The organism is Pseudomonas sp. KH_017 (assembly GCF_057840285.1).
This window is the reverse complement of the sequence record NZ_CM174509.1, coordinates 2,551,590-2,570,827: the sequence shown is the minus strand read 5'-3', so window position 1 is coordinate 2,570,827 and position 19,238 is coordinate 2,551,590. Positions and strand designations below refer to the sequence as shown.

The 19,238-nt window shown below is 60.1% G+C and carries 15 protein-coding genes and 2 pseudogenes; 4 read left to right on the top strand and 13 right to left on the bottom strand.

The window, feature by feature from the left end; genetic code table 11:
- Positions 1-160: 160 nt before the first annotated feature.
- A complete protein-coding gene (locus AC3IT6_RS11720) occupies positions 161-967 on the bottom strand; it encodes a lytic transglycosylase domain-containing protein (protein ID WP_489355657.1) in 807 nt (268 codons plus the stop codon).
- Between the two features lie 244 nt (positions 968-1,211).
- Positions 1,212-1,265: pseudogene (locus AC3IT6_RS11715) on the bottom strand (cupin domain-containing protein); the annotation flags it as partial.
- A 20-nt stretch (positions 1,266-1,285) separates the two neighbouring features.
- On the opposite strand from AC3IT6_RS11715, the pseudogene AC3IT6_RS11710 reads away from it, so the two are divergent.
- The 3 genes and pseudogenes from AC3IT6_RS11710 to AC3IT6_RS11700 form a co-directional block, all read left to right on the top strand.
- Positions 1,286-1,378, top strand: a pseudogene (locus AC3IT6_RS11710) (LysR family transcriptional regulator); the annotation flags it as partial.
- A 434-nt stretch (positions 1,379-1,812) separates the two neighbouring features.
- Positions 1,813-3,948: a calcium-binding protein gene (locus AC3IT6_RS11705; protein WP_489355655.1), complete on the top strand. Its 2,136-nt coding sequence runs from the start codon at positions 1,813-1,815 to the stop codon at positions 3,946-3,948.
- Positions 3,949-4,003: 55 nt separating this feature from the next.
- Positions 4,004-4,141: a hypothetical protein gene (locus AC3IT6_RS11700; protein WP_489355653.1), complete on the top strand. Its 138-nt coding sequence runs from the start codon at positions 4,004-4,006 to the stop codon at positions 4,139-4,141.
- A gap of 38 nt (positions 4,142-4,179) precedes the next feature.
- Here the strand turns inward: AC3IT6_RS11700 and ydiJ are convergent, their stop codons facing one another.
- A complete protein-coding gene (ydiJ, locus tag AC3IT6_RS11695) occupies positions 4,180-7,203 on the bottom strand; it encodes a D-2-hydroxyglutarate dehydrogenase YdiJ (RefSeq protein WP_489355651.1) in 3,024 nt (1,007 codons plus the stop codon).
- A gap of 159 nt (positions 7,204-7,362) precedes the next feature.
- Between ydiJ and AC3IT6_RS11690 the strand changes: the two genes are divergently transcribed.
- Positions 7,363-8,247, top strand: coding sequence for a LysR substrate-binding domain-containing protein (locus AC3IT6_RS11690; RefSeq protein ID WP_489355649.1), 885 nt, complete (start codon positions 7,363-7,365; stop codon positions 8,245-8,247).
- A 3-nt stretch (positions 8,248-8,250) separates the two neighbouring features.
- Here AC3IT6_RS11690 and AC3IT6_RS11685 read toward each other — a convergent pair whose 3' ends face one another.
- The 10 genes from AC3IT6_RS11685 to AC3IT6_RS11640 all read right to left on the bottom strand — a co-directional run bounded on the left by AC3IT6_RS11685 (position 8,251) and on the right by AC3IT6_RS11640 (position 19,154).
- Positions 8,251-9,795 (bottom strand): amidase family protein, encoded by a 1,545-nt coding sequence (locus tag AC3IT6_RS11685; RefSeq protein WP_489355647.1) that lies wholly within the window; start codon positions 9,793-9,795, stop codon positions 8,251-8,253.
- A gap of 158 nt (positions 9,796-9,953) precedes the next feature.
- Entirely contained in the window at positions 9,954-10,847 is an 894-nt protein-coding gene (locus AC3IT6_RS11680) for a glycine betaine ABC transporter substrate-binding protein (RefSeq protein WP_489356529.1), read from the bottom strand.
- A gap of 41 nt (positions 10,848-10,888) precedes the next feature.
- On the bottom strand, positions 10,889-11,557 hold the full coding sequence (locus AC3IT6_RS11675; protein WP_489355645.1) for an ABC transporter permease: 669 nt from the start codon (positions 11,555-11,557) through the stop codon (positions 10,889-10,891).
- A 2-nt stretch (positions 11,558-11,559) separates the two neighbouring features.
- Entirely contained in the window at positions 11,560-12,558 is a 999-nt protein-coding gene (locus tag AC3IT6_RS11670; protein WP_489355643.1) for an ABC transporter ATP-binding protein, read from the bottom strand.
- Complete coding sequence (locus AC3IT6_RS11665; protein ID WP_489355641.1) at positions 12,555-13,244, bottom strand: ABC transporter permease; 690 nt, start codon at positions 13,242-13,244, stop codon at positions 12,555-12,557. The genes AC3IT6_RS11670 and AC3IT6_RS11665 overlap by 4 nt, the downstream gene beginning before the upstream one ends.
- Before the next feature lie 345 nt (positions 13,245-13,589).
- Complete coding sequence (locus AC3IT6_RS11660; RefSeq protein ID WP_489355639.1) at positions 13,590-14,501, bottom strand: GlxA family transcriptional regulator; 912 nt, start codon at positions 14,499-14,501, stop codon at positions 13,590-13,592.
- Between the two features lie 328 nt (positions 14,502-14,829).
- A complete protein-coding gene (locus AC3IT6_RS11655) occupies positions 14,830-15,804 on the bottom strand; it encodes a dienelactone hydrolase family protein (protein WP_489355637.1) in 975 nt (324 codons plus the stop codon).
- 35 nt (positions 15,805-15,839) lie between these two features.
- Positions 15,840-16,733 carry an amidohydrolase family protein gene (locus tag AC3IT6_RS11650; RefSeq protein WP_489355635.1) on the bottom strand — a complete coding sequence of 298 codons (894 nt, stop codon included), beginning with the start codon at positions 16,731-16,733 and terminating at the stop codon, positions 15,840-15,842.
- Positions 16,734-17,049: 316 nt separating this feature from the next.
- Positions 17,050-18,048, bottom strand: coding sequence for a 3-hydroxybutyryl-CoA dehydrogenase (locus AC3IT6_RS11645; protein WP_489355633.1), 999 nt, complete (start codon positions 18,046-18,048; stop codon positions 17,050-17,052).
- Positions 18,048-19,154: an NAD/NADP octopine/nopaline dehydrogenase family protein gene (locus AC3IT6_RS11640; RefSeq protein WP_489355631.1), complete on the bottom strand. Its 1,107-nt coding sequence runs from the start codon at positions 19,152-19,154 to the stop codon at positions 18,048-18,050. Before AC3IT6_RS11640 ends, AC3IT6_RS11645 begins: the two co-directional genes overlap by 1 nt.
- Between the last annotated feature and the right edge of the window lie 84 nt (positions 19,155-19,238).

Here is a 19,238-nt window from a genome sequence, read left to right as displayed (position 1 = left end):
GCTACTCTTTTCCAACGCTCCGTTGACCGTCTGCTTCTGGCCGGTTTCTGCCCCTCACGGAAGGCCGCTATGGGTCGGTAGCTACCGGTGAGCGTGGAAGTTCGGTTGAGGCATGCCCCGCCCGGCGTATTACCTATTCCGGGGTATGCGCCCTACGGTACTAGCGATGTTTGCGATAGCGTTCGGTCAAGGACTGCACGAGGGTGACGTAGGATTGCGTCTCGGCGTAGGGAGGCACCCCGTTGTACTCGACCACGGACGCTTCGCCGGCGTTGTAACCTGCCAACGCCAGTACCTGGTTGCCGTTGAAGCGCTTGAGCAGCCAGGCCAGGTAGCGCACGCCGCCACGAATGTTCTGTCGTGCGTCGAACGGATCGTCCACGGCGAAGCGCTCGGCGGTGGCGGGCATCAACTGCATCAGCCCCTGGGCGCCGGCTTTGGAAATGGCGTTGGGGCGAAACGCCGATTCGGCATGTATCACTGCGCGGACCAGCGCCCTGTCGACACCATAATGACCCGAAGCGGCTTCGATCTCCCGCCGATAGGAATGGGTGTCCAGGCGCAATGAGGCGACCTTGAAATCCTTCGGCGCCATGCACAGATAGCAGCCCTTGATGTAATAGAGCTCAAGGACATCGACCCGTGCGGAGATCCCGACGGGGCGCCGGCTCACATATTGACGAATACCCTTGTGGATGAAGGTGAACACCCGAATCCGCACCGCGCCTGAGTCGTCGTCCCGCACAACCCGTGGCAGAGCCATTGCCTTGGCGCCGACACCGGCGCCCGCCATGCCATTCAGGCGAGTGCAGCGGGCGCTGGCGATGGCTTGGCTGGTGTAGCTGATGGCTCCGTCCCTGGCTTGGCACTTGAACATGGCGCTGGCGCACAGTGGAGCGACCAGCAAGGCCAGCTCGATGCAGCCAAAAAGGCTCTTGCGAGCCCATCGCCATGCTCTGGAACTCATCACATCGCTCCGCGCCGCAGGCGCCGATCAGGCCTGGGGCGCCTGGCCCGGGCGCTGCCTTTGGAGGGCCTATTCCGGGTGACCCGCCTTTTGTTCTGATAGTTATACCCTTTGTAACCGGCCTTGGAACTTGCGTTGACGTACGGGCTGCCGGCGCTCCCAGGCGAGGCGCAGGCGTGATGTTTTCCCAGGTTCCCTTGAACCCCGCCGCCGCCACGAACGAATCCCCCGGCCCGAAGGTCTTCGCCACGCCGTCCGCATCGGTCAGGCGCACGGTGCCTTCGAGGATGTGGCACATCTCGTCGTAGTCGCACTCGCATCTCGGTTTACGCACTGACCGAAACACGGCTGCTTCCTGCAAAGACCCAGCGGTTCATCGAGTTCATACGCGGCCATCTCAACAGTGCTTAATGCCTGACGATTGTATAGGGGGCATCCCGAAGTAAACGAATGTCACAGCAGCTGCATTACCCCACGCGTCCCGGACTGTAATCCAAGCTACGAGTGGATTTGGCAGTGCGAGTCTCCCCTTCCTGAGTCACTCACTCTGTGCGGTAGAACGTTGTGAAAGTTCACGCAGGGAAGTCTTATATGTTTCATGTTATTTCATCAAGTCACCGGGGAATGACAGCTTTTCAACCCCTCCTGCCCTGGAACTCCCGAGCTAGCCATGTGGCAGCTGTGGAGGGTTGGCGAATGCTCCAGGGCTCATCAACACTCGGCTGCATTCGCGATAAACGGTCAGGTCAAAGTGGCGTACTTGTGACCCTTTGGTTTGTCTAACTAACCTCGCCCCGCTGTAACGCAGTTCATGCTTACCATCTCCATCAACGGAGGGTAGAACCATGGCTACTATCCCTGGCACCCCAGGTGATGACTTTCTGCTCGGCACCGAGGAAGACGACCAAATAACCGGCCTGGCCGGCAACGACACCGTGTTCGCCCTTGGCGGCAACGACAATGTCGACGGCGGTGACGGCAACGATGACCTCTTCGGCGACCTCGGCAACGACACACTTCTCGCAGGCAACGACAACGACACTCTAGACGGCGGGTCAGGCGCCGATATCCTCACCGGCGGTGCCGGCATCGACAGTTACTTCTGGACCGTGGAAACCGGTAACGAGTCCAGCTCCCTGAGCCAGGACCGCGTCACCGACTTCGAAGGTGCGGGTCTGGTCGGCGGCGACATCCTGCGGCTCTCCAGCTTCCCCAACCGCCTGGTCTTCCAGGGCGCCCACAACGGCGTACCCACGGTGGGAACCAGCCTCGGTTTCGGCAATAACGGCTTCACCGAGGTCTTCTTCGCCCTCGGCGCCGCCAGCACCCTGCTGTTCGCTGACTCCAACGACAACGGCATCTTCGACGCCACTGACTTCGCTGTGCAACTGGACGGCATCCACAACCTGGCCAGGAGCGACTTTGGCACCACCGCCTTCGTCCTGCGTGGCACCAACGGCAATGACGTGATCAACGGCACCCCGGAGGTCGATACGATCTTCGGGCTCGGTGGAAACGACGTAATTAACGCGGGCAGCGGCAATGACATCGTCGACGGCGGCGCCGGCAACGACACCCTCAACGGTGACGCGGGCATCGACCGGCTTACCGGTGGGCTCGGCGCTGACATCCTCAACGGTGGCGCCGACCGCGACCTCATCACGGGCGGCGACGGCAACGACATCATTGACGGTGGCGCCGGCAACGACACGACCCTGTCCGGCGGCAACGGCAACGACATTGTCCGTGGTGGCGAGGGCAACGATACCCTGGACGGCGATGACGGTAACGACCAGTTGTTCGGCGGCGTCGGCAACGACGACTTCTTCGGCGGTGACGGCAATGACCAGATCTTCGGCGAAGACGGCAACGACGAACTGTTCGCCGGCCCCGGCAGCGACATGCTCAATGGCGGCGCCGGCAACGACCTGATCATGGGTGAAGGTGGCCAGGACAGTCTCACCGGTGGCACCGGCGACGACGAGTTCGAGTTCTTCACCGGCTTCAACCCCAGCTCGCCCTTCGCCACCTTCGACACCCTGGTCGACTTCCAGGGCGCTGGCGTAGTGGGCGGCGACACCCTGGAACTGAACAATGAGTTCTTCTTCCGCGGCCAGTTCAACGTCAATCCGCAACTGGGCGCGGTGCTCGTGGGTGGTGGCAACGGCGTGACCGACCTGTTCTACAGCCTGCGCCCGGGCAATACCTGGCTGATCGCCGACGAAAACGACGACGGTGTGCTCGACAGTCTCGACTTCACTCTGCGCCTGCAGGGCACGCACAACCTGACGGCGGGCGACTTCGGTCGTAACACGATCCTCATCACCGCCGGCACCGAGGGTAATGACGTGCTCACCGGCACCGATGGCGACGATCGCATCTTCGGCCTGGGCGGTAATGACCAGATCTTCGGCCTGGAAGGAGCCGACTTCCTCGACGGCGGCAGCGGTGACGACGTCATCGATAGCGGCCCGGGCTTCGACGAGTTGCTCGGCGGTGCCGGCAACGACACTCTGATCGTTCAGGAATTCGCCAATGCCAGTGGCGGCGATGGCGACGACCAGCTGTTCGGGGGCGACGACCCCTTCGGCTTCCAGTCCAACCTCGACGGTGATGCCGGCAACGACACCCTGACCGCGGGCGCCAGCGGCGCCGTCATGGAAGGCGGCGTAGGCGCCGACATATTGGTGGGCAGCAGTGTCGACGACTTCATGGTCGGTGACGTCTTCTTCGAGCCGAGCCTCGGTGCGGACAAGTTCCAGTTCGGTACGGTGTGGGGAACGGACACCATCTTCGACTTCGAGGACGGCACTGACCTGATCGACCTGAGCACCAGCGGTTTGGCCTTCGCGAATCTCACCGTTGGAGAACAGTTCGGCGAGGCCGTCATAACCGTCACTGGTCAGCCGGATGTGGGAAGCATCACATTGACTGGCGTCCCACAGGCCGCCATCACCGAGGCGGACTTCGCCTTTGCCTGAGTGATCGGCGCATGCTCACGCTTGGTAATGGCGTGAGCATGATAACGCGCTGGTCTTGGCCGAGGTGCAAGACAACCCGAACATCTACCCCTCTGCGCAGGTGATAGCCACGCTGTTCACCCTGCAACCGCAGTCCCATGCCGTCGATCGTGTCCGCACGTGCTCCTGGAGCAATATCAAGAACGGCAATTGAGTCGACATCGGCCCGATGATTCAACCGAGCGCTCCTCTTCACTTCGCGAGCGAATGCTCTAACACAACCTCCAATGGATGGCGCAATTGCAGGTTGGCAAAGCGCTTCACCTGACTGCGACAGGAGTATCCCGTGGCCAGCGCCTCGCTGTTTTTGTTCAGTTTGCCGGACCAGGACTGCTCAAAAATGGTTCGTGAGCTGTCTTGGTTACGTGCTTCATGGCCGAAGGTTCCGGACATGCCGCAGCAGCCGGTCGCCTCAGTCGTCAGCTTGAGCCCGAACCGGGCAAAAACGGCTTCCCATTGCGAAGTGCTGGCCGGGACATTGGTTTTTTCGGTGCAGTGCGCCAACAAACGGAATGTCCCGGTCGCGGGATGCGGGTTTTCCGGCAACGCATCGGACAACCACTCCTGAGGCAGCAAGACCTTCGGGCAATCGTTGAGCCCTGGTACTTTTTGATATTCCTGGCGATAGACCAGCGTCATCGCCGGGTCCAGTCCCACCAGCGGTACACCGCAGTCGGCGAGCGCCTTGAGCTGATTGCCGTTGCGGATCGCCGCCTTGGCGAAGGCGCCGAGAAAACCCTGCACGTGCAAAGGTTTGCCGTTGGCGCTATAGGGCGCCAGAAACACCCGATAACCCAACTGATGCGCCAACTGGATAAAGCTCGCCAGCAACGGCGTTTCGAAGTAACGGGTGAAGGCGTCCTGCACCAACACCACGCTGCGCTCACGTTGTGCCACGGTCAGTTCGCGCAGGGCTGGCACGCTGGCGACCGCGACCTTGCAACGGGTCAACGTGGCCTGCAAGTCATGACGGTGGATCAGCGGGCTGTCGAGCATGCCGACCTGTCGCTCAAGCAGGCGGCTCACCCATTTCGAGCCCATCACCGCGTTGTAAAGACCCGGCGCATACGCCATGTATGGAATGGTGAACTCCAGCGAGCCGATCAGGTAGTCACGCAGCGGTCGTTGATAGCGACCGTGGTACAGCTGCAGAAAACGCGAACGGAATTCCGGGACGTTGACCTTGACCGGGCATTGTCCCGCGCAGGATTTACAGGCCAGGCAGCCCGCCATCGCGTCATAGACCTCATGGGAAAAATCCGCCTCGCCCCGCGAGCGCGCCAGGTTGTTACGCAACCGCGCTGGCAACCCGCTCAACCACGACAACTTGCCGCGGGCTGCTTGCAGTACATCAATATTGGCCGCGCCTTGCAGACGCAACCATTCGCGAATCAACGACGCCCTGCCCTTCGGCGAGTGCTGGCGCTCACGGGTGGCTTTCCACGACGGACACATCGCATCACTGGGGTCGTAGTTGTAGCAGGCGCCATTACCGTTGCAGTGCATGGCGGTGCCGAAGCTTTGCCAGACGCGCTCGTCGATCTGCCGATCCAGATCTCCGCGCAGCGTCACTTCGTTGACCTTGAGCAAGCCCTGGGCAGCATCCGGCGGCGTACAGATCTTCCCGGGGTTGAGCTGATTGTGCGGGTCGAACGCGCCCTTGAGCGATTGCAATGCCGGGTACAACTCGCCAAAAAACCCGGGGACGTATTCCGAACGCAAACCCTTGCCGTGCTCGCCCCATAGCAACCCGCCGTAACGCCGGGTCAACTCGGCCACGGCGTCGGAAATCGGCTTGACCAGCGCGGCCTGGGACGGGTCTTTCATGTCCAGCGCCGGACGCACGTGCAACACACCGGCATCGACGTGACCGAACATGCCGTACGCCAGACCATAGCTGTCCAGCAAGGCACGAAACTCGGCGATGTAGTCGGCCAGTTTCTCCGGCGGCACGGCGGTGTCTTCAACGAAAGGCTGCGGGCGAACCTCACCTTCTACGTTGCCCAGCAGCCCGACCGAGCGTTTGCGCATGACGTAGACGCGGGACACGGCTTCGGCGCCTTCTGCCAACGTGTGGCCCAGCCGCTCAATCGTCGAGTCGGCCTGCAGATGCGCCACGAACGACGCCACGCGCGTGTTCACTTGCACCACGTCGTCACCGCTGAACTCCACCAGATTGATGCCCAGCGTCGGGCGCTCGACGTCCGTCGGGAAATACTCGGCGACGCTATGCCAGACGATGTCTTTCATCGCCAGCAGCAACACCCTGGAGTCCACGGTTTCGATGGACAACGGCTTGTGTGCCAGTAACGCACCGGCGTCACGCAGCGCATCCATGAAGCTGCCGTAACGCACGTTCACCAGCACCGAATACCTGGGAATCGGCAGCACGTTGAGCTTGGCTTCGACAAGGTAGCCCAATGACCCTTCAGCACCGCACAGCACACTGTTGAGGTTGAAACGCCCTTGCTCGTCGCGCAGGTGCGCCAGGTCGTAACCGGTCAGGCAACGGTTGAGTTTGGGGAATACCGATTCGATCAGATCGGCCTGGGTCTCCTGGATATTGCGCGCCACCCGATACACCTCGCCGATACGGCCGGACTGCACGCAAGCCGCCTCCAGTTCCGCGTCGGACAGCGGATGGCTGTGCAGGCGCTCACCGCCGAGCAGCACGCTGTGCAATTCCAGTACGTGGTCACGGGTCTTGCCATAGGTGCAACTGCCCTGGCCGCTGGCGTCGGTGTTGATCATGCCGCCGACGGTGGCACGGTTGGACGTCGACAGCTCCGGCGCGAAGAACAGCCCGTGAGGCTTGAGCGCGGCATTGAGCTGATCCTTGACCACGCCCGCCTGCACCCGCACCCAGCGCTCGGCGACGTTGATTTCGAGGATGCTGTTCATGTGCCGCGACAGGTCGACCACGATGCCATTGGTCAATGACTGCCCGTTGGTGCCGGTGCCACCACCGCGCGGGGTCAGCTTGATCTGGCGAAAGCGTGGCTCGGCCATCAAGGTCGCGATGCGTGCGATGTCATCTGCATCCAGGGGGAACACCGCCGCTTGCGGCAGCCGCTGGTAAATCGAGTTGTCGGTCGCCAACACGGTGCGGGTGGCGTAGTCGGTGCTGAGCTGGCCGCGAAAGCCGCTGGCACGCAGGGCTTGAAGAAATTCCGGGTACTGTGCCGCGAGTGCAACGGTGGGCAACTGAGCGATCATCGCAGGCTGTTCTCTTGTCGGTCTAATCACGGGAAAACTCAAAACACTTGTCGCCTGAGCATTAATGGGTCAGCCTCAGGTCGTCGGGTACGCCAATGATCCTGCAGGCTGTGGCACCAGACAAACGGATAATCCTGCCGCTATCGATGACTTTTACGAATGAATTACCGTCACCTCACCCCTTCGATGTCGTTGCTGCTGGCCTTTGAAGCCGCCGCCCGCCATGAAAGCTATACCCGTGCCGCGATGGAACTGTCACTGACCCAAAGCGCCGTGAGCCGGCAGGTCCAGGCGCTGGAGCAGCAGCTGGGCCTGACGCTGTTCCGCCGTGAAGGCCGGCAAGTGCAGTTGACCGATGTCGGTCGTCTTTATCAGCGGGAAATGAGCGAAGCCCTCGGACGCATCCGCAGCGCCACGTTGCAGGCCATGGCTTATCAATCAGGCAGCGGCACCTTGCGCCTGGCCACCTTGCCGACCTTCGGCTCAAAGTGGTTATTGCCGCGCCTGCATGACTTCTACAAAACCCATCCCGGCATGCTGGTGCACATCAATTCCCGGATCGATGCCATCGACTTTGAAACCAGCGGGATCGATGCCGCGATCGTCGTCGGCAATGCCGACTTGCCGGGCCTGATCAGCCATCGCCTGCACACCGAAGAACTGATGGTGATCATTTCGCCACAAGCGGCCGAAACCCATGACACCTGGACCCCGGAGCGCATTGGCGGACAGACGCTGCTCAACGTCGCAAACAATGCCAACGTCTGGGGCGAGTGGTTCAGCCACCACGGCCTGCCCCATCGGATGATGCGGTTGGGGCCGAGTTTCGAACTCACCTCGCACTTGATCCAGGCGGTCAGGGCCGGCATCGGCATCGGTCTGGTACCGCGTATCCTGGTGGCCGACGAGCTGGCCAACACCGAACTGATCAGCCTTGATCAGCCCTTTGCCAGCCAGCGCAGTTACTACCTGGCCTATCCGCCGCGCAACGAAATGCTGCCGTCACTCGTCGCGTTTCGTACCTGGTTGCTGGAACAGATCTGACGATTACCGCCCAAGGAACGCGTAGCCGAAACCCACCACCTTGGCGTCTTCGCCGTAGCCGCCCAGGAACGAAACACCGACCGGCAGGTTGCCCTCGATGATGCCTGCCGGAACGGTGATCTCGGGAAATCCCGTGGCCGAGGCAATGTACGACGACGCGTAGGTATCGCCGGACTTGCACACGTAACTTTCATCGCTTACACCGTGCACCACCGAAGCCGGGCAGTTGATGGTCGCGAAGAACAGGCTGTCCACCTTGTTGTTCTTCATGACGTCCATCAGTTGCGCGCGCAACTGTGGAATCTTCCGGGAGAGGATGGAGATGTACTGCGGCGAATCGGTGCTGGTGGCACTCGCTAGCGTTTCCAGTCCGGCCAGGCGTGCCGGGTTCATCCCGTGCGCAGCGTTTTGCGCCTGATTTTGTTTGGCCAGGTCGAGAAACTGCACAAGCGTTCGCGGTTGGTTCGGATTGAGGGTGGCGAGGTAGCGTTCGAATTGCGGCTTGAACTCACCCTCTCCTACTGGCCCGAGCACATCGCTCCATAGGGTTTCAAAGGCTTTTGGCAATTCGATGGAGACGACATGCGCACCGCGCTTGCCGAGGGTTTCCTGCGCCGTTTTAAAGACCGCATCCACCTCCGGATTCGCCCCCTTGAAATTGGTGATCACCCCAATGGTCTTGCCTTGCAGCGAGGAACGGCTCAGTGCCGGTTCGAACTGTATTTTATCTGCAGCAAGGTCGAGGGTCGCCGGATCGCCTTTGTCCTGGCCCTTGATCGCATCGAGCACAATGGCCTGATCCAGCACGCTGTTGGTAATGACGCCGGCGGTATCGAACGCGAGCGACAGTGGAATGATGCCGCTACGACTGATCAGACCCAGCGAAGGTCGAAAACCCACCGTGCCGGTGACGCTGGCCGGCGCCCGGATCGAGCCGCTCGTGTCCGACCCCAGCGCGAAGGGGGCAAACGCCGCCGCCACCGAGGCGGCAGAACCGCTGCTGGAGCCGGAAGCATCCCGCTTGGTGTTCCGCGGATTCAGCGTCTGGCCGCCAAACGAGCTGTAGCCAAACCAGCCAAAGGACGCCGCCAGTTCCGACAGGTTGGCTTTGCCGAGCAGAATGGCTTGCCCGTCGATCAGCTTCTTGACAGTGAAGGCATCCTGGCTTGGCACCGACGAACGCAGCACGAAGGAGCCACCGGAGGTGACCATATCAGCGGTGTCAAAATTGTCCTTCACCACGAACGGAATGCCGGCCAGCGGTGCGTACCTGGCAGTGGGGTTTTTCGCCCGCTCAGCATCCCACTTGCGAGCCTGATCGATCGCCTGTTCATTGATGGTCACCAGTGCATTGATGTTTTGGCCCTGGTGATTGTTTGCCTGAATGTTATTGAGGTAATGCTGGACCAGTTGCTCGGAACTGAGGGTCCCGGCATTCAACGCATGACGCATATCGGCGAGACTCATGCGGTCGATACCGTCATCCGCCTGAGCACTTGCCGCCATTAGCAAAAACGCGCACGCCACGAACTTTTTATTCAACTGCATTTTTATTCTCCGAGTGGGTACAGGCGAACGAAACCGGCTCGCACCTGATGTAGATGCAAGGGAATGAATGGGAGGCAGGAAAAAAAAAGGCCGGGGTTATTCCGCCGGCCCTGGAAAGTTCTAAAGACAACGTCAAAGATCGCAGTCTTCGGCAGCTCCTACAGCAACTTGCTCTTTTGCAGAAATTCCTTGGACACGCTCTCGATGGATTCACGGCCGACGTCGACCCGGGAATTGAGACCCGCGATGGTGTCGTCATCCAGCTTGGACGACAGGGCGTTGAGCAACTCGCCGATCTTTGGATTCGCCTTGAACACTTCAGTGCGAATAACCGGGGTTAGCGCGTAGCTGGGGAAGAAGCCTTTATCGTCTTGCAGCACCACAAAGCCGAAGGCCGGAATCCGCCCATCCGTCGACAGGACCAAGGCCAGATCGACCTGCCCGTCTCGAAGCGCCTGATAGGTCAACCCGCCGTCCATGCGGACGATGTTCTTGCGCTCAAATTCAAACTTGTAGGTCTCTTGCAAGGGACGCAGGCCATCAGGCCGGGAAAAGAATTCAGCATTGGAGGCAAACTTGTAGGACTTGCCTGTTTCGATTTTCCTGGCGAGATCGCTGATCGAGGCGATTCCATCCTTCTCTGCCTCTTCCTTGCGCATGGCAAAGGCGTAGGTGTTGTTGGCCCTGGAAGGGTTCAACCAGGTGATGCCTTTCTGCGCATCAAGCTCGCTGATTTTCTTGTACGTTTCGTCAGCGTTGAGCTTGTCCGTGACTTTATTGTAAGTAATCAGCGAAGTGCCGGTGTATTCCCAATACACATCGACCTGACCATTCTCTTGCGCCGCGCGCAATACGGAAGAACCCAGGTCCGGGCGTTTATCGACACTGTAGCCATTGGCGCGCAGGAGTTGAGTGGTCATCTCGGCAACCAATTGCTGCTCGGTAAACTTCTTGCCGCCGACCACAATCGTGTTGTTGGCAGAAGCACTGCCCACAACACCGCAAACAAGACTCAGGGTAAAGATCAGACTGGCCAGCATTCGATAAATCATCGTGCACCTCATATTATTGGTTTTGTCCATGGTCATCGGATTCACTCGCGCCCGGTCAACCTCAAGCCCCGTGACACTGCAATGTTTTGAATCAAGCCGCAGCCCAGATCGACCGCAATCGCCAACAGCGCGGTCGCCGCGGCACCGGCCAGCATCATGCCGAAGTCATTCAAGTCGATCCCGGTAAAGATCAACTCGCCCAGCCCGCCGCCACCGACCAGGAAGGCCAGCGGAGCGGTACCGACGTTGATCGCCAGCGCCGTGCGGATGCCCGCGAAAATCACGTTCATCGCGTTCGGAATTTCAACTTTCCACAGCGTTTCCCGTGGCGTCATGCCCATGGCCTCGGCCGCTTCGACCAAGTGCTGCGGCACGGCGCGCAAGCCTTCATAGGTGTTGACTGCCACGGGCAACAACGTCGCGACAAACAACCCGATGATGGCCGCGCCGCTACCGACACCAATGAAACTCATGGCCAACGCCAGCAACGCCAGCTTGGGAATCGCCTGCCCTACGTTAAGGACCTGCATGCTGGCCATGGCGTAACGCTGGTTCACCGGACGGCTCATCCACACACCCAACGGCAGCGCGATGACCAGGGCCAAGACCCCACTGACCGCCACGATCTGCAGATGCTGGACCGTCAGGTAGCTGATGTCGCCCCAGTAAAACTGCAGCCCTTCCCACAATCTGATCAGTAAGTCAGACATCTTCAGTGCACCACCGGAGTAATGTTTTCAACAAGTCGTGCCAGGATGTCGGCCTGGTGGACATAGCCGATAAAGCGCCCGTCGCTGTCGTTGCAAAGTGCCCAGTCCTGTCCGCGACCCAGCAGTTGCGAAAGCACCTGGCGCAGGTCATCCCCTGGCTTGACGATCAGGTGCGATTGCGAAAAAACAGCGCTGTTGCCGCCAACGATCTGCATGTGTTCCCGTGGCGGGACCTTGCTGGCCACGTCAGCTGCGCGCAGCAGACGCAGGCGCTTCATGATCCGGTCGCCACCCATGAAGTTCGCCACGAACTCACTGTTGGGCCGGGCCAGCAAATCATCCGAGCTGCCGAACTGCTGGATTTTTCCGTTATGGAACAGGGCGACGCAGTCCGCCATCTTCACCGCTTCATCGATGTCGTGACTGACAAACAGGACGGTCTTGTTGACGAGGCGCTGGATGCGCATGAACTCGTCCTGGATCACTTCCCGGTTGATCGGGTCAATCGCGCCAAAGGGCTCGTCCATCAGCATCACGGGCGGATCCGCTGCCAGGGCCCGGGCCACGCCTACGCGTTGCTGTTGACCACCGGAAAGTTCACACGGATAGCGCTTGAGAAATCTGGACGGATCCAGCGCGACCACTTCCAGCAACTCCGCGGCGCGCTTGCGGCTTTTGGCTTTGTCCCATCCCAACAGATTGGGAACGACGCAGATGTTTTCCTCAACGGTCATGTTCGGGAACAGGCCGACTTGCTGGATCACATAGCCGATGGAGCGCTTGAGGGTGACGCTGTCCAGTTCGGACGTGTCGCGACCGCCGATTCTGATCGTGCCGGAGGTAGGCGTGATCAGTCGGTTGATCATTTTCAGCGTCGTGGTCTTGCCACAGCCCGACGGCCCAAGCAGTACGCAGATCTGCCCCTCTTCAACATTGAATGAGACATCTTCTACTGCAGTGATTGAGCCGAATTGCTTGTTCAGGTTTTCGATCTGGATCACGTCGTAGCTTCCTTCATTCGGCCGGTGGCCACTTTGTTCTTGTTCAAGCCTTTTGGCGTCAGCAGGCGCTGCAAGCCGTACAACGCGTAATCGGCCGCAATGGCGATGGCACTGATGACGATCGCGCCGGCCAACAGCTGTCGGGTATCCGATTGCGCGATGCCGCGAATGATCAGACTGCCCAGGCCGCCGGCGCCGATGTAGGCCGCGATGGCCGCGATGCCGATGTTGATGACGGTCGCCATCCTCACGCCCGCCATGATCAGCGGGACCGCAATCGGCAGTTCAACCTTGCGCAATCGTTGCCCGGTCGACATGCCCATCCCGATCGCCGCTTCGCGCAAGGCCGGATCGATGTTGGAGATCGCAGTGGTGGTGTTGCGGATGATGGGCAATTGGGAGTAGAGAAACAGCGCAATGACCGCCGGCACGACGCCGATCCCGTAGCCGATCAGCGACAGGGCCGGAATCATCAATCCGAACAGCGCGGCGGAGGGAATGGTCATCAGGACCGCGGCGAAGGCCAGGACCCAGCGGCGCGTTCTGGGGTGCTGGGAGATCGCGATCCCGACAGGCACGCCCGTCAGAATCGCCAAACCCACCGCAACCGCCACGATGAGCAGGTGCTGCCCGAGTAGCAGACTGATCAGCCCGCCGTTTTCCAGAATGAAACTCAAGGTTTCCATGGTTGTTATGCCTTCTGTACGTCATTGTTGTTTTTATCGGTCGCGCATCTGGAATTGAACGCCGGATCTGTAGGAAACATTACCGCGCAACTGTAGGCACTCTGAGCTTCGGGTTCGACGATTTCTATCAAAAAAACGACGTCACGCGGCAAGCCAACTCGCAATGCAAAGCGCAGGGTCGATTGAGGGCGCAAGTATGCGGGATCGCCAAATGACCCAGGCTTGCCTGAGCGCACCGCCTGTCGGGCCGAGTCATTAGCTTGCTATGGGATTTTGCAGAGAGGATTGGTTCAGAGGTTTTTCAGGGGGTTGACGGTTGTTGACCCATGCACTCAGTGACTGAAATCAGGAGTGAGCATCATCAAATTTCCGCCGCTCTTCACCGGGCGTACATCCCCAGACACGACGGTAAGCAGCACCCAGATGTGACGCCGAGACGAACCCACAGCTGTAGGCAATGGACGCAATGGGCTGGGTGCTTTCACGCAGCAACCGGCGTGCTTCGTTCAACCTGAGCTCCAGGTAGAATTTCTTCGGCGTCATGCCGAAGTGCTGATGCCACAACCGCTCGAGTTGACGGTGGGACAGATTGCAACGGTCGGCGATCTCTTCGATGCCGACGATGTTCTCCAGATTGTTCTCCATGAAGGCGATGGCGGCTGTCAGCCTGCGATCGTGAATGCCGAACCGCCACTGGATCGACATCCGCTGATGCTCTTCCGGCGCGCGTATCCTGGCGTGCAGAAATTGCTCGGCGATGCTCGCCGCAAGCTGGTTACCGAAATCAAGCGCGACTTGTGCCAGCATGAGGTCGATGGCCGCCGTCCCGCCGGCACACGTCCAGCGGTTGCCATGGTTGACGTACAGCTCCCTGGTGACTTCGATCGTGGGGAATTCCTCCGAAAACTGGCCGATGGACTCCCAGTGCAGGGTGCAGCGCTTGCCTTCCAGTAAGCCTGCGCGTGCGAGGATGAACGTACCGGTGCTCAGTGCGCCGACGGTGATCCCGCGGGACGCTGCGCGCTGCAGGAAGCGCAGCATTTTGGGTGGTTTCTGATGCTCGATGTCCAGGCTCGCCAGGACAAACACGCGATCCAGTTCCGGCGCCTGATCAATCGGCACGGTCTGGATTTCGATACCGCTGCTGGAACTGACCGGTCCGCCCGACTCCGTGAGCAGGGTCCACTCATAAAGCGTTTTGCCGGACAGCCGATTGGCCGCGCGCAAAGGCTCGCTGGCACCCGCCAGGGCCATCATGGAGAACTGAGGGAGAATCAGCAGCCCGATTCGCTTGGTAGTGTGGCTAATCACAGACGTCGCTGACTCACTGGGGGCTGTCATCGCCAGATCCTTTCATGGGGGGCAGCCATTCAAGTGAACAGCCTGGGCCACCCGAGGAAGTGGCTTTGCACCCGCCATGTTAGGGGTTGGGCACGCATTCAGCCAGATTCAATCGTTGAGACAGCGAACCAGCCCTGCCGAAGCGTTACGACAGATCAGAACGACGGGAGCAATACACCCCGCGATGCTGGAAATCGCTGCGAGACCTCGACGCCCGAGGTCTCGCAGGAGAATGGCGAGCGGATCAGCCGCGCGCGCGGATGGCTTCGTCGATGCTCTGGATCATCGACTTGAACACAGGGCTGTCGACCTGATTCTGCTGGCCATGTTGCATGTGCGAAATGATCAGTGCGTTCGGGCCGGCATCGCCTGGATAATTCTGGTGCAGACGCACAGACTCCGACGGCATGTGCAAGGTGTTGTCGGCGCCATGGATGATCAGCGCGGGCGGGAAGCCTTTTGCACCTTCAATGGACCGCTCCGGGTCATACGCCACATAGGACTTGTAGGACTTCGCCGTCACGTAGGTGCAGCCCGGCCAACGGTCCGCGCCGCCCGCTTCGGTGTAGCCGCCCAGTTGCTGATCGACATAAGCCTGGGTTTCTGGATCCAGCGGGTAGTAACCGAGACGGGTCCCATCCGTGCCGGTGTCGAACGGAGGGATCGGCGCGTCATCCGCGAGTTGCTGGATGGCTGCGTCAGCCGCAGCCTGATCAGCGCGCAAGGCTTGCAGTTTGCGGATGTTGGTGTAGCTCATCGGCACCCAGAAGCGGATCTGTTCACCGCCGGCCGCGGCCAGTTCAGCCACTGCACCGAGGCTTGCCACCGAGCCCATCGCCCACGATGCGACCACCGGCATCTCACCAAAATTCACGCGCGCCCATTCAACGGCACCGAGCACTTCATCTTTCTGGTCTTCGAGGATGACGTTGGTGATGACCTTGTCACCTGACTCGAGGGTATTACGGATGTGCTTGTTGGAAAAAAAGCCTGCCACGTCGTAGGTCATGACGCGATAACCCAGGCCTGCCAGGGCGCGACCGAACAGTTGGCCGTACATCGTGACCCCGCCGGTGAAGCCGGAGTTGAAGATGACCGGTGGCAGTTTTTGCGCCGCGGCGTCGAGTTGTTCCGGCTGAAAAACCGTGCCTTTGAGGCTCAGGGTTTCATCGCCATACTTGACGGTGAAGTTGATGTCTTTTGTTGTAATGTTCGTCATTGCTGGTTATCTCGAAGTGGGAGCGTGGGCGTAGATCAACTTACCCATTGGCCAGATGCTCCTCGCAGAAGTTGGCCAACAGGAATTCGGGTTTCTTTGGAAACATGCAGTGCAACGGCATCAACAAAGTTGAAAGCGCTGTTCAGATTAAAGAGGCCGGAATACGGAACTCCCTTGTTGTCAGTTCCAACATGAGGTGCATCCGTTGCTTCCAGAAGAACCTTGTCCGCGCCGACTGCGCAAACAATTTGCATGACGAAACGAGCTGTTTCCTCGGGATGGACGCAAGTGCGATAGCCAGGGCCCTTGAACCACACGTTGCCTCGTACTCTGGCTTCAGTGAGTAGCGCGATGTAGGCCGGTTCGGTGATGTCACGCTCGCTGTGACAAGTGCCCAGGTGATCGATAATGACCCGCACATCGCGAGGGATCTGGCGCAATACGCGCAGATTCGTCTCGGCTTCTTTCGCGTAAATGTGCAGATGTTGGCGTGGTAGCAAGCGGCCATAAAACGCCGTCCACTGCTCATCACTGAATTGCGTATCGGAAACCGTTTCAGGCCTTGCATCGTGCAGAACGATTCGGGCGCCAACCACCTGCGGGTGCGAGAGGCGTTCCTGGGTGGCGTAAGCAGGTTCTGCCTTGATCGTCCCCACCAATTTGACGTCCCCATAGCGCAGAGGGTTGGCCGCCTGGAGATTCTTGAGTTCGTCAAATGACGCAAATACGTTTTCTGAATCCGGCAGAATGCTCAAATGGACGTTATTGAGGAGCGTCGGAGCAATTCCGGCATCGATCAATGTATCCAGATAAGCAGTCAGCGGATGCGGCTCAGGTAACGCATAGGGCAGCGAACCGGCCACTCGGCGCAGGTCTTGCGATGTATAGAAATGAACGTGACTGTCTATTCTTTTGATCAACGGCAGCATGATTATTGTTTCCTGCTTTTGTGCGAAAACAATAATCGTCGTCAGTGCTTCGTCGCTCCCGCCAACTCGACGTGTAGTATCAAAATTTCGCCATGCGCGATTTTGCGGGCAAGGAGGCGTTGGCAATCAGTGCATGGATGTGAAGAGGCGAACTGAGCCTTGGGGTTCTATGTCGCAACGCTGGCAGGACTCTAGAGTCGTGAAAATGAAACCCGGAGCGGTCGATGGGTAGGCGGTCTGCCAGATGGATGGCGAAAAATTGATGGATTTCGACCGCTGGTGATGCAGTCAGGGCCCGTCCTCCGGGCCCTGATGCTCAGGCCTGTTTCAAGGCGCCATCGAACGCAGGCGTCAGCCCCGACAACTCCAGCTTGCGGACAAAGTCGCCGAGACGCTGCTGCTTGTAGGCGTCCACGTCCATGTCACGGTAGTCGTAGAAACCCTGGCCATCGCGCAAGCCATTGCGGCCGTTTTGCATGTTGTCGGCGATCACCTGCGGCGATTCGAAACGCGGTGACAGCGCGCCACTCAAGTAGCGCGAGGCGTAGTACAAAATGTCGCCGCCGCCCCAGTCGATGAACTCAAGCAGGCCCAGCACCGAGAAGCGCAAACCAAAGCCGACGCGCACCGCCGTGTCGATATCTTCTGCGCTGGCCACGCCCTCTTCCACCATCCGTGCCGCTTCGTTCATGACCAATGCCTGGATGCGCGGCACGATGTAGCCAGCCACCGGATTGCACACCACGGGCACCTTGCCGATCCGCTTGAGCAGTTGCAGCAGCCGTTCGACCACCTGCGGGCAGGTCGCTTCGCTGCGGCTGACTTCCACCAGCGGCATCAGGTACGCGGGATTGAGCCAGTGTGCGTTCACGAAGCGCTGCGGCTCACTGACCATTTCGCTCAACTCGGTGACCAGGAAAGTCGAGGTGGTCGACGCGATGATCGTCGACGCCGGGACATGCTCGCTGACCCAGGCGAAGGTCTGCTGCTTGACCGCAATGATCTCCGGCACCGCTTCGAACACCAAGTCGCACCGGCGCAATGCCTCTGCGGCCTGGGACCGGGATTGCAGCGTCAACCGGGATATCGCGATGTCCGCCTGTTCCAGCTCAAGCACGCCAAGGCGTACCAGCATCTGCAATTCACTGCGGATGTTGTTGCGCACACGCTCGAAGTAGCCGTACCGCTCATCCTCGGCGCGATCCTTGATATCGATGAGGGTGACCGGCAGGCCCGCATGGATGAACGCCAGGGCAATGCCCTCGCCCATCCGGCCGGCACCGACCACGCTGACGTGGGGCAGCACGGCGTTCATCAGTTGTAGCCCTTGGTCAGTAGTTCGGTCATCTGCGCCCGGCTCAGCGTGGCCAGGCCGAGGTTTTCCAGGGTGCGGCCTTCGGCGTAGAGATCACGACAGGCGACGACCGAGGCAATGCTCAGCAGGCCCTGCGCCACCGGAGTCGGCACACCGGCCCAGCGGCCGACGGACACCAGGAAGGACAGGCCCAGGCGGGTGTCTTCGAGCATGTAGCGATGCGTCTGCAGGTCGATGTCTTCGCGCCAGTCACCGCTGTCGGTCAGCTTGCCGTGAGCACCGCGGCCGTACATCCACTCGTCGCCTTCGGTGGTGTTGTAGTGGTCGGCCAGCGGGAAGTGCGGCGCGCCGTAGGTCAGTGCTTCGCGCACGGCCATGCGCTCGGCATCCAGCTGATTGGTCACGCGGCGGATCGACGGCTGGGTGCCTTCGTTGTGAATGTCCCAGGCCTCGAAATGCTCCAGGGGACCTGAGTTCATCATGATCAGCGGCGGGTGAATGATGGGGCCTGCGTTCATCAACGCACCGCTCAGGGCGTCTTCAATCGGTTCGACGCTCGGGTAGGCTTCACGCAATACCGTGAAGGCATGCTCGGACAGGTTGCTGGGGAATACGCCGGTCGGCAGGCGGGTAGCGTAGCCGCTGATCACCAGGTCGCTGGCGCCATGTTTGCGGACCAGGTACGGCAGCGTACCGGTTTCAGCGAAGGCGACCTTGCTCTGGTTGCCCGCATCGGCCATGGCCTTGGCGAACACGAAGCTGCCGAAAGTGCCCGGCGGCAGGAACACCACCTGACCGTCGTGCAGGTGCGGCGCAACATGTTTGGCCAGGTCTTCGTGGGAGGTCGACGGCAGCGGGATGATCACCAGTTGTGCGCCGGCCAGGGCTTCGGCCAGGTCATCGGTGAACGACAGCTTGTCGCCCTGCTTTGCGACGGACAATTTGCGAGTGCCCTTGTAGTCCTTGATGGTCAGGCTGCCGATGGCCAGCAGCTCCTTGAGCGCGGCGCAGTCGCGACGCCACAGGCGGGTCTGGTGCCCCTTTTCAGCCATTTCGACAGCAGCGGCGTAACAGCCGTGACCTCCACCCAGCACGGTAATATTCATGCAGATACTCCTTTTTGTTAGAGACTCGATCCTATCGAGCCGTACCGCCACAGACTCATCCGATTGCGCAGCCGAATGACAGAT